The sequence below is a fragment of the Mycobacterium shunyiense genome, from assembly GCF_058270035.1.
This window is the reverse complement of sequence record NZ_JBZDPT010000005.1, coordinates 25,262-38,272: the sequence shown is the minus strand read 5'-3', so window position 1 is coordinate 38,272 and position 13,011 is coordinate 25,262. Positions and strand designations below refer to the sequence as shown.

16 protein-coding genes and 14 tRNA genes are annotated in these 13,011 nt (G+C 63.4%); 21 read left to right on the top strand and 9 right to left on the bottom strand.

The features are described 5' to 3' along the window. Window positions 1-21 precede the first annotated feature (21 nt). Genes AC4ELS_RS06240 through AC4ELS_RS06220 form a run of 5 tightly spaced genes read right to left on the bottom strand, consistent with a single transcriptional unit; the run spans window position 22 to window position 2,921 of the window. A complete protein-coding gene (locus tag AC4ELS_RS06240) occupies window positions 22-360 on the bottom strand; it encodes an MGMT family protein (RefSeq protein ID WP_448445044.1) in 339 nt (112 codons plus the stop codon). Then, the gene (locus AC4ELS_RS06235) at window positions 357-902 is read right to left on the bottom strand and encodes a DUF488 domain-containing protein (protein WP_064958350.1); all 546 of its coding nucleotides are present in this window, start codon (window positions 900-902) and stop codon (window positions 357-359) included. Before AC4ELS_RS06235 ends, AC4ELS_RS06240 begins: the two co-directional genes overlap by 4 nt. Continuing rightward, entirely contained in the window at window positions 895-1,110 is a 216-nt protein-coding gene (locus tag AC4ELS_RS06230; RefSeq protein WP_499046402.1) for a hypervirulence associated TUDOR domain-containing protein, read from the bottom strand. The genes AC4ELS_RS06235 and AC4ELS_RS06230 overlap by 8 nt, the downstream gene beginning before the upstream one ends. A gap of 37 nt (window positions 1,111-1,147) precedes the next feature. Further along, complete coding sequence (locus AC4ELS_RS06225) at window positions 1,148-1,441, bottom strand: molybdopterin-dependent oxidoreductase (RefSeq protein ID WP_499046410.1); 294 nt, start codon at window positions 1,439-1,441, stop codon at window positions 1,148-1,150. Continuing rightward, a complete protein-coding gene (locus tag AC4ELS_RS06220; protein WP_499046400.1) occupies window positions 1,362-2,921 on the bottom strand; it encodes a molybdopterin-dependent oxidoreductase in 1,560 nt (519 codons plus the stop codon). The genes AC4ELS_RS06225 and AC4ELS_RS06220 overlap by 80 nt, the downstream gene beginning before the upstream one ends. 701 nt (window positions 2,922-3,622) lie before the next feature. Here AC4ELS_RS06220 and AC4ELS_RS06215 point away from each other — a divergent pair. Further along, window positions 3,623-4,324, top strand: a complete 702-nt coding sequence (locus tag AC4ELS_RS06215; protein WP_499046397.1) for a response regulator transcription factor — start codon at window positions 3,623-3,625, stop codon at window positions 4,322-4,324. A 49-nt stretch (window positions 4,325-4,373) separates the two neighbouring features. Here AC4ELS_RS06215 and AC4ELS_RS06210 read toward each other — a convergent pair whose 3' ends face one another. Further along, the gene (locus AC4ELS_RS06210) at window positions 4,374-5,492 is read right to left on the bottom strand and encodes a sensor histidine kinase (RefSeq protein ID WP_499046394.1); all 1,119 of its coding nucleotides are present in this window, start codon (window positions 5,490-5,492) and stop codon (window positions 4,374-4,376) included. After that, window positions 5,485-6,180, bottom strand: coding sequence for a response regulator transcription factor (locus AC4ELS_RS06205; protein WP_064883431.1), 696 nt, complete (start codon window positions 6,178-6,180; stop codon window positions 5,485-5,487). The genes AC4ELS_RS06210 and AC4ELS_RS06205 overlap by 8 nt, the downstream gene beginning before the upstream one ends. An 88-nt stretch (window positions 6,181-6,268) precedes the next feature. On the opposite strand from AC4ELS_RS06205, the gene AC4ELS_RS06200 reads away from it, so the two are divergent. Next, complete coding sequence (locus AC4ELS_RS06200; protein ID WP_499046391.1) at window positions 6,269-6,793, top strand: hypothetical protein; 525 nt, start codon at window positions 6,269-6,271, stop codon at window positions 6,791-6,793. Between the two features lie 29 nt (window positions 6,794-6,822). On the opposite strand, the gene pyrE is transcribed toward AC4ELS_RS06200, so the two are convergent. Beyond that, window positions 6,823-7,362, bottom strand: coding sequence for an orotate phosphoribosyltransferase (gene pyrE, locus AC4ELS_RS06195; protein ID WP_499046389.1), 540 nt, complete (start codon window positions 7,360-7,362; stop codon window positions 6,823-6,825). 287 nt (window positions 7,363-7,649) lie between these two features. On the opposite strand from pyrE, the gene AC4ELS_RS06190 reads away from it, so the two are divergent. Then, window positions 7,650-8,369 (top strand): alpha/beta fold hydrolase, encoded by a 720-nt coding sequence (locus AC4ELS_RS06190; RefSeq protein WP_499046387.1) that lies wholly within the window; start codon window positions 7,650-7,652, stop codon window positions 8,367-8,369. Here the strand turns inward: AC4ELS_RS06190 and AC4ELS_RS06185 are convergent. Next, on the bottom strand, window positions 8,298-8,861 hold the full coding sequence (locus AC4ELS_RS06185) for an HAD family hydrolase (RefSeq protein WP_499046384.1): 564 nt from the start codon (window positions 8,859-8,861) through the stop codon (window positions 8,298-8,300). The two genes, AC4ELS_RS06190 and AC4ELS_RS06185, sit on opposite strands and share 72 nt — an antisense overlap. Window positions 8,862-9,368: 507 nt before the next feature. Here AC4ELS_RS06185 and AC4ELS_RS06180 point away from each other — a divergent pair. From AC4ELS_RS06180 to AC4ELS_RS06095, 18 genes are all read left to right on the top strand, one after another. Further along, a complete protein-coding gene (locus AC4ELS_RS06180) occupies window positions 9,369-10,100 on the top strand; it encodes a hypothetical protein (protein ID WP_499046381.1) in 732 nt (243 codons plus the stop codon). Between the two features lie 11 nt (window positions 10,101-10,111). After that, window positions 10,112-10,537, top strand: a complete 426-nt coding sequence (locus AC4ELS_RS06175; protein ID WP_499046378.1) for a PaaI family thioesterase — start codon at window positions 10,112-10,114, stop codon at window positions 10,535-10,537. 76 nt (window positions 10,538-10,613) lie between these two features. After that, a complete protein-coding gene (locus AC4ELS_RS06170) occupies window positions 10,614-10,886 on the top strand; it encodes a hypothetical protein (protein WP_499046376.1) in 273 nt (90 codons plus the stop codon). Between the two features lie 191 nt (window positions 10,887-11,077). After that, window positions 11,078-11,165 (top strand) — tRNA-Leu (locus tag AC4ELS_RS06165). 60 nt (window positions 11,166-11,225) lie between these two features. Beyond that, window positions 11,226-11,298 (top strand) — tRNA-Lys (locus AC4ELS_RS06160). 12 nt (window positions 11,299-11,310) lie between these two features. Further along, a tRNA-Lys gene (locus AC4ELS_RS06155) sits at window positions 11,311-11,385 on the top strand. Window positions 11,386-11,394: 9 nt separating this feature from the next. Beyond that, a tRNA-Gly gene (locus AC4ELS_RS06150) sits at window positions 11,395-11,467 on the top strand. An 11-nt stretch (window positions 11,468-11,478) separates the two neighbouring features. Continuing rightward, window positions 11,479-11,555: transfer RNA gene (locus AC4ELS_RS06145), tRNA-Trp, on the top strand. 38 nt (window positions 11,556-11,593) lie between these two features. Beyond that, window positions 11,594-12,088: an HNH endonuclease gene (locus AC4ELS_RS06140; RefSeq protein ID WP_499046374.1), complete on the top strand. Its 495-nt coding sequence runs from the start codon at window positions 11,594-11,596 to the stop codon at window positions 12,086-12,088. 71 nt (window positions 12,089-12,159) lie between these two features. Then, window positions 12,160-12,233 (top strand) — tRNA-Asn (locus tag AC4ELS_RS06135). 4 nt (window positions 12,234-12,237) lie between these two features. After that, window positions 12,238-12,322 (top strand) — tRNA-Tyr (locus AC4ELS_RS06130). A 7-nt stretch (window positions 12,323-12,329) separates the two neighbouring features. Beyond that, window positions 12,330-12,403 (top strand) — tRNA-Gln (locus AC4ELS_RS06125). Window positions 12,404-12,408: 5 nt separating this feature from the next. Then, window positions 12,409-12,479: transfer RNA gene (locus AC4ELS_RS06120), tRNA-Glu, on the top strand. Between the two features lie 10 nt (window positions 12,480-12,489). Further along, window positions 12,490-12,560: transfer RNA gene (locus AC4ELS_RS06115), tRNA-Glu, on the top strand. A gap of 12 nt (window positions 12,561-12,572) precedes the next feature. Further along, a tRNA-Ser gene (locus AC4ELS_RS06110) sits at window positions 12,573-12,660 on the top strand. Window positions 12,661-12,662: 2 nt separating this feature from the next. Beyond that, window positions 12,663-12,739: transfer RNA gene (locus AC4ELS_RS06105), tRNA-His, on the top strand. An 11-nt stretch (window positions 12,740-12,750) separates the two neighbouring features. Beyond that, a tRNA-Arg gene (locus tag AC4ELS_RS06100) sits at window positions 12,751-12,824 on the top strand. 11 nt (window positions 12,825-12,835) lie between these two features. Continuing rightward, window positions 12,836-12,909 (top strand) — tRNA-Arg (locus AC4ELS_RS06095). The last annotated feature ends 102 nt before the right edge of the window (window positions 12,910-13,011 follow it).

Here is a 13,011-nt window from a genome sequence, read left to right as displayed (position 1 = left end):
GGCGCCTGCGTGACCCGACCTCTACGCGGAAGGGTCGTGGTGATCAGCATGGTCCACGACGCGTGAAGCGTCCCACGGATACCGGGCCCGGGCCAGGTCGACGCGTCCGCCCTGGAACGCAACCCCTTCGGACTTGAGCAACACCACAGCGCGACCATCGCGGCAGGCTGCCGGTTCGCCATCCGCACGCACGACGCGCCACCACGGAACATCGTCAGGCACTCTGCTCACTTCCTGTCCAGCTTGTCGTGGCGAGATGCCCAATCGCCGGCCGACGTCGCCATAGGTCGCGACGAATCCCGGCTCGATGTCGTCCAGCACCGCGCGTACTGCCTCGTTGAGAGCTTCTCGCCTGGTCATGGTCGTTCTCCGGCGGCTGGATAGGTGACTGTGTCGGCAGGCCCGATGACGGCGCCGACGCTGAGTTGCGCCGTCTCGACATGTCCCGGGCCCATGATGTGACACACCGTCTCGTTGTGGGAGAGCAGATGATCGGCGATGATCCGCCGGTGGCAGCGCCACCACACTGCCTCCGAGCACATCACGGCGATCCGTGAGGTGCGTCTCCACTCGCGTAACTCATCGAGGGCGCGCCGGAAGTCCTCGGACATCGCGTAGTCGGCATAGTTGTGGAAGCTGCGGTTCTTCCACCATGCGTTGACCGCGAACGGCACTTCGGTGCTGACGGTACGGCGGCCGGTCAATCCCGGCGCGTACTGATAGCCGATTCCCGCATCGCCGAGCGACGCCGACAGCGAGTCCTGATCGAACTGCGGATATCGAGTGGAGCCTGGCAGCTTCCGGACATCGACGATCAATTGGACGCCGCTGTGGCGGAGCAACCCCGCGAACTCGGCGAACGTTCGGGTGGAGTGTCCGATCGTGAAGACGGGTTCACTCATCGACGAGTCGCAGGGCGCCGCCTTTGTGAGCGGCGACGTGGTCGGTCTTGTCGCTTTTGATCTCGTACTGTGGATCGTCGGTCGAGGCCCGATGGGTGTGGCCCTTGTACTGGAAATCCTGCGTGTGGACCTTGGCCACCGTGCCGGAGACGTGCCCGGCTTCCGAGTTCCACGTCACGTGGTCACCGACATTGAATCTGTCAGGCATAGCAGCCCCTCTCTGCCGACCGTTGTCATCCATCGATCTATATGGGCATGCGGTAGCCATAGTATTCGTGGTCTTCGTTGTAGCCGCCCTGTCCCCATCCGATGGCACGGAAATCCGCGACGAACTCGATGGCGGTGATCCATTTGACTTGTTTGAAGCCGAGTTCCAACTCGTTGCGCAGGCGGAGCGGCGCGCCATGGGTTTCGCTGAGCGGTTGTCCGTTCATCTCATAGGCCAACAGCGCCATCGGTTCACGCATGTGCTCGATGCGGTGGCAGTCGTAGTAACGCCCGTGGCCGGGTTCTGCACCGTTGGCGAACGAGTAGAACACCACCCATCGAGCCTCGGGGGGGGCTGCACCATCGACAGAATGTCGGCCATTCGACCCCGCCCCATTTGGCCACTCCCGACCAGCCCTGAATGCAGTAGTGCCCGGTGATCTGTTCGTGTTTGGGCAAAGCCAGCAATCCGGCATAGGAGAGCTGAAGGGGAGTGGCCACCAAACCGTCGATGGGCAGCTGATAGTGCTCCCAGTTCTCGTCGCGCAACCTGCGGTAGTGCTCGGAGTCGGGCAGCGTGCCGTTGGCCCACAGGTAGGGCGAGATGTCCTTGTCTGTGTAGGACGCTCGGGGGTGTACGCGCTCCATCCAGGCTTTGGCCCAGCCGACGACGAACCGACCAGTGTTCTGCACGAGCCGGGGATAACGAATTGTCAGCGGCGATGCGGCCAGCCACAGCGTGATCACCACCGCGGCGGCCAGGCCGAATATCGCCAGTGCCCAGTACGAGTGGGTATCGGTGCCCAAGGCCATGTGGTTGAGGTTTTCCACTGCGCCGGTGGTCATCACCATGGTGACGTGGGCGGCGATGAAGTTGACCATCCACAGCCAGACACCGAAATGCACGGTGCGCGCGACCTGGCGGTTGAGCGGCCCCCGAGCTGTGCCGAAGCGGGCGGCGACCGCGGGTGCTTGCAGCAGGCCGGTGGCGAAGGCCAGTGGTGCGGCGATGAACACCGTGATGAAGTAGGCCAGGATTTGCAGGCCGTTATAGGCGATGAACCCCTCGTTGTCCGGGAATTGCAGCGAGGCGTACTGCACCGCGGTCGACAGTGCATTGGGGAAGACGTCCCACGAACGGGGCACGATCCGCTGCCATTGCCCGGTGCTGAACAGCAGCACATAGAACAGGGCACCGTTGACGAGCCAGAGTAGATCGAAGCTGAGGTGCCACCAGCGGGCCAGGCCGACAGAATGGCGAAAACCGGGTATCCCAAGCCATTTCGGCAGGGCCACTGCATCGTCCTTGGAGGTCCACACTCGCGGCGGAACACTCTTGTCCATCCGGTCGGGAGGTACTTCCATCCGCATCCGCATCCACTCACTGCCCGGACGGCAGCCCGAGTTCAGATACAGCCTCGGATGATCGGCCAGGATCTGCAGCCCCGATCGGAGGATGAACATCATGAACATGATGTTGAAGAAGTGTTGCCAGCGCAGCCAGGCGGGAAATCCGCCGCGTACCGGCCCCACAAAGGTCGATGACGTACCCGGATAGCGCGCGATGAAGTTCTGCATCCAGTCGTACTGACGAAGTTGTTGGGCTACCGCAATGACGACGATCAGCGCGGCGGCCCCGATCGGTACCAGCCATAACGCACTGAGCCAGCGTCTTCCGAACCGTATCGACGGAAACCGGGCAGGCACTTGGGGAATGCCGCCGCCGAACTGCTGTTGGTCGACGTGTTCGCGCAGAACATTGCTGGGCCGGTGACGATCCAGCATTGTCTCCAGCCGATTACCCCTTGCCATTCCCCGACCTCCTGAGCGCGACCCTCCCGCGCCCAATTACACTAGTTCCCAACAGGATTGGATCCCACTCGGCTGGGCCGATTGAACAGGCACGTCCTGGCGGCGCTGGACAGCCAGCCACATTCGGTTGCCCGACAACTTCGGTAATAAACCCCTGCCTTGGGTGCCGCTACCTCAGCGGCGGGACATTGCCCCAGGGCCCATACGGGCCGTTGGCGCCGATGCCCATCCCTGGGTTGGTGCTTGGCGGATCTGAGTAAACCTGCGCGTTACCGGGTGTCTGGCATACCACTGAACCGCCGTTATTCCTGCAGTTCGCGACTGGTGCCGACAAGGCGCCCGGCGCCACGGCAAGCCCCAAAGCCGCGGCGGCGCCTGCCAACGCCGACACCACGGCAACTGACTTTGACTTCGTCATAGTCCGTCTGGACGTCCTGTTCACGGTCCACGCTCCTTGATTGCTCGTCTCACGTCTCTATGTTCAGCGTTCCCCCGGTGCGCCCCGGTGTAACTGGTGCTGGCCCCCAATTGGAATCCGGACAGCCGGTATATCGACTCCAACTCCTGCCAACGGGGCATTAGGTGACGAGACGCCCACGTCGCGAGGAAAGTAGGGCAAAACGGGTATTTCCTGACGCCGACGACAATCGATTTCCTGACGCCGACGACAACCGGTAGAGCGGTATCAGTGGAGGGGCGCGATGACGGATCCAAACGATGAACAGCCCGATTCAGTGAGCCCCACGGCAGCGACTCCGCAGCGCGTGATCGTGGCCGGAGACGATGTGCTGTTCCGTGAGGGACTGGCGTGTCTTCTCGCACATTGGGGCTTCCGCATCGTGGCGAAGACCGGTGGTGTAGGCCAACTACTACCGCTGGTGCGCTCCACGTCGCCCGAACTTGTGGTGATCAGCATCCCGATACCGGCTGATCATCCGGAAGAGTACGAAGCGGCTCGGTTGATCCGTACTGAGTTTCCTGGGACCGGCGTGCTGGTCTTGTGCGCCCATGTCGAGGTTCAGCATGCGATCGACGCGTTGTCCGGCGGCGGCGGAATCAGCTACCTGCTCAACAGTCGGGTAGCTGACGTCGAAGACTTTGTCGACATCCTCAAGCGCATTGCCAGGGGGGCCTGCATCATCGGCCCCGCGGTAGCTCAAGCACTGGTCTCAGCGCGAGAGAATGCTGACCCGCTCGTCGCCCTCAGCGGGCGGGAACACGAGGTGCTGCGACTGATGGCAGAAGGGCGCTCGAACGCCGGTATCGCGCGCCGACTGTATCTGGCCGAAGGCACCATCGAGAAGCATGTGCACAGCATCATGACCAAGTTGGGGATCCTTGAGACGAAAGATGACCATCGGCGGGTCCAGGCTGTTATCGCCTTTCTTCATGGCGGTGACTGACGACTTCGCACTGTCGCCGTCGTGTGAACTCGCCACCGGAGCCGCATCCTCAACTGTGCTTACTTCTCAACAATTCCGGTAATCGCACTGTGACACGCAGCCCGCCGCCGGGGCGCGCAGCGAGGGTGAGTGTCCCGTCGTGGGCATGGATGATGCTGTTGACGATCGCCAGACCGAGCCCGACACCGTCGTGGTGGGTACGCACGCGTTCACTGCCGCGTTGAAACGGCTCGACCAGCGTGGAAACCATTGGTGCAGTGAGCTTGTCGCCGGTGTTCTCGACAGAGAGCATCACGGAGGTCGGGTCTACCCTCGTGGTGACCCACACGGTTCCATGAGCGGGCTGATTGTGCACGATCGCGTTGTGCACCAGGTTGGTGGCCATCTGCAGCAGGAGCGCGGCAGAGCCCGTGGTGGGCGCCACGTCGCCGGACGTCTCGAGGATGATGCCGTGTCTTTCCGCCAGGGGCAGCAGCGTTTCGGTGGCTTCCTCGGCGATGAGCGACAGGTCGATGTGTTCTTGAGTGAAGGACCGTTGATCAGCACGGCTGAGTAGGAGCAGCGCTTCGGTGAGGTCGATCGCCCGGGTGTTGACGGCGCACAGGCGTTCGACCAGCTCACCGGTGTCGGTGTTGGGATCCTGGCGGGCCACATCGAGCAGGGTCTGGGTGATCGCCAACGGGGTGCGCAGTTCGTGGGAGGCGTTGGCGGCGAATCTCTGCTGTTCGGCGACGTGTGCTTCGAGCCGCTCGAGCATGGTGTCGAAGGCGTCGGCGAGTTCGCGAAGCTCATCTCGTCTCCCCGACAGCCGAATTCGGTGTGACAGTGATCCTTTCGAGGCCATGCGGGTGGCGGCTGTGATGCGCGTCAGGGGTGCGAGCATTCGGCCGGCCAGCAGCCACCCGCCGACCAGACCGAATACCAGCAGAAACGCCATCACGACGGCGGCTCTGGGAGCGAAAACGTGCAGGAGCCTGGACCGGATGGGAAAGACATCGTTGGGGAATTCGATGTCAGTGCTGCCCGGGATGATCATCATCCGGTCTGGCACGTACCGCAGCAGGAACACCCACACGGCGGTGAGCAGCAGAGCGCCGGCGACCATCAGGAACCCGGCGTAGCTGAGGGTGAGCTTGAGCCGAAGGCTCAATCCCGGTGTTCTATCCATCGTTTCGTTCCCCCTGCCCGGAGCCCGCTGCGTTCTCGATGCGGTAGCCGACGCCGGGCACGGTCGCGATGATCCGGGGTTCGCCGAGGCGTTTGCGCAGCGCCGACACCGTGATGCGCACGGCATTGGTGAACGGGTCGGCGTTCTCATCCCACGCCCGCTCCAGGAGCTCTTCGGCACTGACGACACCGCCTTCGGCCGCGACGAGAACCTCGAGCACCGCGAACTGTTTCCTGGTAAGGCCGACATATCGGCCGTCGCGGTACACCTCGCGCCGGAACGGATCCAGCCGCAGGCCCGCGATCTCCCACACCGGCGGCCTGCTCTGGGCGCGCCTGCGGTCGAGTGCTCGCAGCCGTAGCACGAGCTCTCGCAGTTCGAACGGCTTGGTCAGATAGTCGTCGGCACCGAGTTCGAATCCCGAAGCCAAGTCATCGAGCCGGTCTGCAGCGGTCAACATCAGGATCGGCGTCCCGCTGCCCGAAGCGACGATACGTTCAGCAACCTCGTCGCCCGAGGGGCCGGGGATGTCGCGGTCGAGCACGGCGATGTCGTAGGTGTTGATGCTCAACAACTCCAGCGCGGTGTCCCCGTCGCCGGCGATATCGGCGGCGATCGCCTCCAGACGCAGACCGTCGCGGATGGCCGTCGCCATATAGGGCTCGTCTTCGACGACCAACACACGCATGCTCTCCACGCTACGAGCTCGCTCATATCGTCGGCATATCGAAAATCGCATACGCGCCGACAACACCGTCGGGCCTTGACTGGCGGCCATGACAAACGACAACTCAGCACACAACCGACGCCCCTTCGTCACCCTCGCCGTCGCCGCATTGATCGGCGCGGGAGGTGTGGCCTTCGCCTCCCAGGCTGTCGCCGACCCGGCGGGTCAGCAACAGACGACCAGGTACTCCGAGTGCATGCGGGCCAACGGCGTCGCGGACTTTCCAAATCCCAACGCACAAGGCCAAATTAGCTATGGGGGCATCTCTGTGCCGAAGGCCACCTGGCAGAACGCGATCGGTGCGTGTGCGAATCTCCAGCCCTCGGGTTGGTCCGACGCCCAGCGCACGCCGGCGCAGCAGGCCGCGGCGCTCGAATTCGCGCAATGCGTGCGCGACCATGGTGTGCCGGACTTCCCCGACCCGGGCACCGCACGCGATCCGCTCATCGACACTTCGAGGATGCGTGGCGACGTCAGCGCCGGCAGCATTCCCGAGCTGAAGCCCGCGGTCGAGGCGTGCCACGACTTCTTCGCCGCCGCGCTCCCGCCAGAGGGGACTGGCCGGCCGGGCTGAGAACCCAAAGGCTCGGGGTTGACGTCGAGTTAATCGGTTGTGCTTGGTCGGACGGCGTCGAGGTCGTCCTTGGTCAAGACAGCACGAACGGTCAGTCCGACGTCTCGTAGGACGGTGGTGGGATCAGCACTTCGGTTGATCGCGCAGATTACGGTCGAGACCTTGCCGTGCTCGCTGCGTATGGCCTGAGCTGCATCCCGGACGGCACCGCCGGTGGTGATCACATCCTCTATCAGAGTGATCGTTCTTCCGGCGGTGTCGGCACCCTCGGCGAGCCTGCAGGTGCCGTAGGTCTTGGCGGCTTTCCGTACGAATAGTGTTGGTATGCCCGTGAGTTGACTCAAAACGGTGGCCAGTGGGACGCCGCCGAGTTCCAGGCCACCGAGCAGGTCGGTATCGGCAGGAATGAGCGGAACCATGGCCTCGCACACGCGTCGTAATAATCGAGGGTCTGTCTCGAACGAGTACTTGTCGAAGTACTCGTGAGAGATCTGGCCTGATCGAAGCTGAAACTGTCCTCGGAGGCGACAGGCGCGGTACACATCCGAAGCGAGCAGTTGGCGGTCCATGCTGTTCATCGTGGCACTAGGTGTGACGAGTGGGGCGGCGTGTGGGGCTGTCACACACGCGAGATCTGGGGTTGGATTCCTCATACGGAACGGCGTCGGTGGGAGGGGCTGCGTTGTTGGGGAGTGCTCACGCCGGGTTCAGGAGCGCATCTGCCCGGCTGCGTTATCTGGACTTGTATGAGGAGCTACGGGCTTTGAGTCCGCCGGCGGATGTCATGCACGATGTTGCGACGAAGTTCGGCACTGTCCGGGTGTACCGGCACGGCCCGGTCGGACGAGTGCCGATCGTGCTTCTGCACGGCTATTTTCTGACTTCCGCCATGTGGGCGCGCCAAGTAGCTGGTTTGGCAGGCGATTTCACCGTCTACACGATCGACATGCCGGGCCAGCCCGGCGCAAGTATGCAGTCGAAATCGATGCGCACTCCAGCTGATTGCGCGCGCTGCATTGACGACGTACTCACCGGACTCGGCCTGCAGGATGTGCATCTGGTCGGGCACTCATACGGGGGCTGGCTCGCTACACACACAGCTGCACGGTTCCCCCAGCGGTTGGCGACGATGACATTGATCGACCCGGCCAGCACGGTGGCCCGAATCTCGGCAAAGTTCTGGACGAGCCTGGTGATCGTGACGTCATTGCCGCGGTCGGCGCGTGCTCAGCGCGCAGCGGCGTGGGTGACGGGTGGTCCCGAGCCGGGCAGCTTTGTCGACCAGCTCGCCGGGCTGTTTCTCGCGGGATTCGCCGCGTTCGCGCCACCCCTGGGCACGCCGACTCCGCTCTTCGTCAGTGCTCGCGTCCTGCGTTCCGTGAGTATTCCGTCGCAAGTTCTCTTGGCGGGCCGCACTGTTCACGATTCGTCAAAGGGTCTCCAACGGATACACGCGGTAGTGCCTGACTGGGAGTACCAGCTGTGGCCCGGCACCTCGCATGCTCTACCGATCGAGCTTCCTGCCGAGGTTAATGCGACTATCCGCCAGTTTGTGATCGACCGCCGCACCGCCTGACGTCAACAATGCGGTCAGCTCCTGCAACGAGTCCACGCGCAGATCTGCAAGTGCCGCTTCGTCTTTGAGAGCGTGGAGGTAGCCCCACGGGCCGCGCCGAACAAAAACCGTCCGCATCCCGGCTGCGTGGGCGGGCAGCACATCATTGTCGAGACGATCGCCCACGTACAGGATGGTCTCGGCGGGAACGCCCGCTTCGGCGATCAGATGGACGAAAAACGCGGGATCTGGCTTGGCCACTCCCCACGCCGCTGACGAGGCAACAAAGTCAACCTCCAGACCGGCGCCGGCCAGCACCTGTTCGATCACCGCCGGCTGGTTACCGGCGACACCGACGGCCAAGCCGGCCCGACGCACCGCTGCGACACACTCCAGAGCGTCGGGATACAGATCGCACTGACCAGGATCGAGACCCGTCGCGGGCCGATCGACACCGATCACATCCCACAGATCGTGATGATCCTTGCCCGAGGCGATCAACGCCCCGACCACGCCGCACAAAGTGAACGGCGTCAACCCCACCTGCTGTGCGAGCGCAGTCCACATCCGAGTTTCGTCGACCAACGTCTCGCCGACGTCGAACGCCACACACCGGATCTGCGCCAACCACCCCGAACCCACAGACCACAGGGTTTCACACCTGTGTCTCCCCGCTGAGGTGATAGAGGTTCTCCGCGGTGAACGCGGACGGCGGTCGACCGCTGGTCACACCACCCGGGTGTCGCGGTCGTTCCCTCGCCTACAAAGCTGGCAATTCCGGTGATGAACTGGAAGTTTGTAGCTGAACCAGAAGGCGGCGGGGCCGTCGGACGACGCTGGCGCCGAGGACCGACGTGCGGGGGACATGACATGCAGGGAGCCAATGAACCGCCCCAGCGTGGGTGGTCATCACATCAGCCGCAACCTATGTACCCGCAATACGCCATTGGGGCAGCGCAGTTCGGTTCCACACCGCCTCAACGCGGGCGGATGTGGCCATGGATCGTCGGTGTTGTCGCGGTGGTCGCAGTTCTGATTGCTGTTGGGGGCTTCTTCGCCGGGCGGGCCCTGCTGTTGGGCAGGGAACACACCTATACGTTGGTTTTCGAGGTCGGGGGCAGCGCAGCCGCGGCGAACGTGCTCGTGATCCTTCCTGACCAGGAGACGTCCGCTGCCGACGAAGGCGACGGACCGAAGGTGACCTTGCCATGGCGGCAGGAACTCACGGTGAAGGCGCGGGGCAACTACGCATTCGTGCGCTTTCAGGCGATCGCGAGCGGGCCGAAAGGGGAGGTCACGTGTCGGCTCACCTCGAACGGGCAGATCGTCGATGAGGACGTCGACGGCGGTGGGTACGCCAGTTGCAGCGGCGACGCCAACGTTTCCCCGGGGGATTGGACGCCAGAACCGACTACACCGAGTTCGACGCCATCGGGCCCGCCCCCGCATTCGGACATCATCCCCGAGTTGGCCCTGCCGGTTGGGTCGGTCACTGCGCCGGGCACCAGAGAAGGTGAGCGGTGGGAAATGCCCGTGCCTTACCCCCAGGCAGTCGAGGAGATTCGGCAACAGTTGCCGGTCGGCCGGGACTACCAGGGTCTGCGGTGGTGCGATGAGCATGTCGAAGACGAACTGACGATGTGGGCCTGGGGCGACAAGAACGACCTGCTGTATGTGATGGTCGACGGGAAGGTGCGCACCGGCAGCGCCGTCGCCATCAAACGTGCAGCACCATCGCCAACAGGGTGCTGAACGGGGACGACATGGAACGGACAGGTGCGTTCTGGGACGGCGTGACGGGACGGGCGCCCATGCCACCCGCGGCCCGTACGCTCGGCTTCGAACTTGTCGAGGCCGATCCGGAGGAAGGCTCGATCATCGTCGCCTTCGCCGGTATCGAGGCCTTCACGAATCCGTTCGGAGAAGTGTTGGGCGGCTTTGTTTCTGCGATGCTCTACGACACCGTCGGCCCCGCGCTTCTGGCGACGCTGCCGGCCGGACAGTTCATCGAGACGCTCGAACTTCATGCGCAATTTCTCGGCCCGGCGAAGACGGGGCGACTGATCGGCCGAGGTCGGGTGGTGGCGCGGAGTGGGGCGCGGGCCGAACTGGAAGCAACACTTGAGGACTCCATGGGTGAGGTTGTCGCCACTGCGACTGCAACCGAGCGGATCATCGAACGCACCTGAGTGATCCGAAGAATTCAACGCCGTCCCGCTCAAAAAATCGCTGGGACCTGTCGCAATGCGGTGTTACCGTGACGCCGTGACCACGTACTGCGACGACAAGGTGCTGCTCGCCGGGATGTTCTACGCATCCACGGCGAGTTTGTCGTGCGCGGGCACCGAGGGGGCCAAAGGCCTTGCCCGGCAGTCGGTCGAGCGCAATGCCCTGTGGCATCGCAGTTGCTTCCGGTCAACACGTCTGCAAACTTCCACCCGCTCGTTGGGTGCGCGCCCCGGCCGGGAGCATGGGCCCGAAGAACAATCTCACAAATCTCTCAACCTCGCCGTTGTCGCTGGCAGGAACGTCGCCTGACGTTTCTGTAGTTTGACGCACCCAATTATGTTGGTGTGCAGCAAGTTTTGGCGAAAAATACTCTCGACAATCACACGTTCGACAGCGCATTCTGTTGGCGGCAAGGCGCACGGATGAACGTGTGCATAGCGACGTGACACACGAAATATCCTGTCCCGTCGGATCTTTGAAAACTACAGAATGTGGCATCCGCGCTCGTGGCGGAACTGGAAGACGCGCCCGGCTCAGACCCGGGTGCCCTACACGGGCATGCAGGTTCAACTCCTGCCGAGCGCACCATCGATGCTCTGGCTTGGGGGCCGCGGTCTCGTACCGCTTCGCCGGCCAGCATCGTTGAACGGGTCGTTGGTGAAATCGTGTATCACTCGTGGCTTTTACCCATGAGTTCCGGGTTCGAGTCCCGGGCGGCCCACCGCACCCACTCGCGCCGTTAGCTGAGTTGGGATAGCACCAGGCTCTTAATCTGGGGACGGGGGATCGAAACCCCCACGGCGCACCAATATTTCATGCCGTTGAGGTGTAACAGGTTTGCACGCCAGTCTTCCAAACTGGCAGAGCGGGTTCGAGGCCCGTCAGCGGTTCCGACCAACAAACGGATGTAGCTCAACAGAGGAGAGCAGCGGTCTCCAAAGCCGCAGGTTGGGGGTTCGAGTCCCTCCGTCCGTGCCATCAGTCCGCGACGACAATCAGAGAGGAGGCACGCGGTCATGAAGGACTTTCGTCAACACACGAACCGTCAGCAGGCCGTGACGGTCTACAACGCCGACTACCGCGTGCTGACCCACGTGACCTGGCAGGAGGCGATCCGGCTGCTGCTGCGGGGTTCGGTCTACGTGATCGAGCGCCACAGCCCAGCCGTACACATACACAGCCCGTCGACGGTCATCGAGTTGCCCGTGTCGGTCGCGCTACGTGAGTACATCCACGTGCCGTACCGGCCTGGCCATCGTGCAGCCCGTGCCGGGGTGCTGGAACGTGACGGCTACACCTGCGCCTACTGCGGGGGACACGGCGACACGCTGGACCACGTCGTGCCGGAGTCGCGTGGGGGCCAGAACACCTGGCTCAATCTCGTCGCTGCGTGCGCACCGTGCAACGGACGCAAGGGGAATCGCACTCCCGAAGAGGCTGGGATGCGGTTGTTCTGGGAGCCGTACGAGCCGCGTGAGCGGGACCGCTACCGCGTGCCGGCGATGGCCTGAACAATGATGCTTCACCCGCCGGGGCGGACGACGCAATGAGTGGAAGTCGTCCGCCCCGGCCGCCCATCTACTCCCTCGTAGCTCAATTCGGTAGAGCCGCGCCCTGTTAAGGCGAAGGTTGTTGGTTCGAATCCAGCCGGGGGAGCGATCTGCGCGCGGTGACGATGGTGTGTCACGGCTGGCTGTAAACCAGTTGCTTCGGCTCAGGGGGTTCGAATCCCTCCGCGCAGACCACATTCTCTGCCCGCTAGCACAATTGGTAGCTGCATCTGGTTTTGACCCAGAGGGTTTCAGGTTCGAATCCTGAGCGGGCAGCGCAGGGTCCGTTGGTGTAATGGCAGCACACCTGGTTCTCAACCAGACAGCAGGAGTTCGACTCTCCTACGGACTACGTTGTGCAGGCCCCGTTCGGATATGGGTAGTCTGCTGCCCTTTCACGGCGGCGGAGCGGGTTCGAGTCCTGCGCGGGGCACTGGCAATTCCGGGAAGTGTGGCAGAACGGTAATGTAGCGGCTTGCTAAGCCGTGGTCGCGGTGACCCCGCGGCTGGGGGTTCGAATCCCTTCACTTCCGCTGTGGCGGTAGCTCAATCCGGTAGAGCTCCAGGTTGTGATCCTGGTCGTTACGGGTTCGAATCCCGTTCGCCACCCCACCCATGTCCATGCCCCTGTAGCTCAATCGGATAGAGCGTCGTCCTCCGCCGGCGAAGGTTGACGGTTCGAGTCCGTCCAGGGGCACGGCACGGGATGCCCGCGTAGCTCAAATGGAGAGAGCGCCTGTTTACGAAGCAGGAGGTTGCTGGTTCGAGTCCAGCCGCGGGCGCGCACGACGCTGCTCCAGTGTGGCCTGGGCTGGGCAAGAAGACCCCGCATCGATCGCGGTGAACCTTCGGTGCCGGTCCGGCGTATACCCCCGGGTACTGGC